Below are 1,087 nucleotides of genomic sequence, written 5' to 3'. Positions count from 1 at the left end.
CTCGCGCTTGCCGCGGAAGTGGCTGTAGAGGACGGGCTGGCTGTACTCGATGCGCTCGGCGAGCCGGCGGGTGGTGACCGCGTCCCAGCCCTGCTGCTCGGCGAGTTCGCGGGCCGTCGCCACGATGAGGCGTTCGCGGACCGCCCGTTCGCGTTCCTTGCGTTCCTGTACCGACATGACCCGATCCTAGCATCGCTAGACAATCGAGCGGCAGCAGGTCTAGCGTTGCTCCATCAGCTAGCACCGCTAGATCCCAGGAGGGGTAGTCATGCTCACCGCACTCGAGGTCTTCACCACCGTGGTCGTCGGCCTGATGGTGGGGGCGGAGTTCTCCGTCGCCTTCGTCGTCAACCCGATCCTCAACGCACTCCCCGGCGACAGCGACCAGCTCGGCCGCGCCCACGGGGGCCGGATGCTCGGCGCCGTGATGCCGTTCTGGTACACCGGCTCGCTCGTCCTCGTCGCGGTCTGGGCCGTCGCCGGATGGGGCCACCACGGCACCGGCCTCGTCGTCACCGCCGCCGCGCTGCTGATCGTCAGCGTGATCATGTCGGTCCTGCTGCTCGTCCCGATCAACAACCGGGGCAGGACGTGGACCCCCGAGAACCGGCCCGAGGACTGGAAGGAGCAGATGAACCGCTGGGACCGCTACCACTACGCCCGCGTCGCCGTCATCATCGCCGCCTTCGCCCTGCTGGCCACCGCCCTCACCTGAGCCCGCGGGCCGGGACCGCGCAGGTGCTGCCGTCGCGCGGTCCCCATGCGACACCCACCGCTCCGGGGAAGCGCCCGGCCGATGTGGAGCGGACCGCCCCCACATGACCGAAAGCGTGCCTCTGAATACGTCATGTGACGCATTGACCCCACATCGCCACCACGGTTGCATGCTCGTGGTCCTCCGGTGGGGAGCCGGAAGAAGGACCGCGTCCTTACTGGGGGGAAACCATGAGGGGAAACGCGAACCGGAGCACCACCAGACGGGTGCGGGCCGCCCTGAGCACGGCGGTCGCGGTCTGCGCGGTCACGGCGGTGCTGCCGACGGCCGCCGCGGCCGGGCCCGCGGCCGTGACGGGCGCCGCGAGCGACG

2 protein-coding genes are annotated in these 1,087 nt (G+C 70.2%); one reads left to right on the top strand and one right to left on the bottom strand.

The genetic code is table 11. The annotated features are described in order from the left end of the window. A partial coding sequence (locus B7767_RS42225; RefSeq protein WP_143652999.1) for a helix-turn-helix domain-containing protein occupies nucleotides 1-177 on the bottom strand: 177 nt, incomplete at its 3' end. 91 nt (nucleotides 178-268) lie between these two features. On the opposite strand from B7767_RS42225, the gene B7767_RS42220 reads away from it, so the two are divergent. Further along, complete coding sequence (locus B7767_RS42220; protein ID WP_085576442.1) at nucleotides 269-715, top strand: DUF1772 domain-containing protein; 447 nt, start codon at nucleotides 269-271, stop codon at nucleotides 713-715. The last annotated feature ends 372 nt before the right edge of the window (nucleotides 716-1,087 follow it).

Source organism: Streptomyces sp. 13-12-16 (assembly GCF_002114215.1).
Taxonomy (GTDB): domain Bacteria; phylum Actinomycetota; class Actinomycetes; order Streptomycetales; family Streptomycetaceae; genus Streptomyces.
Note: the sequence above shows the minus strand (reverse complement) of the source record. Positions and strands in the feature narration are given on the sequence as shown.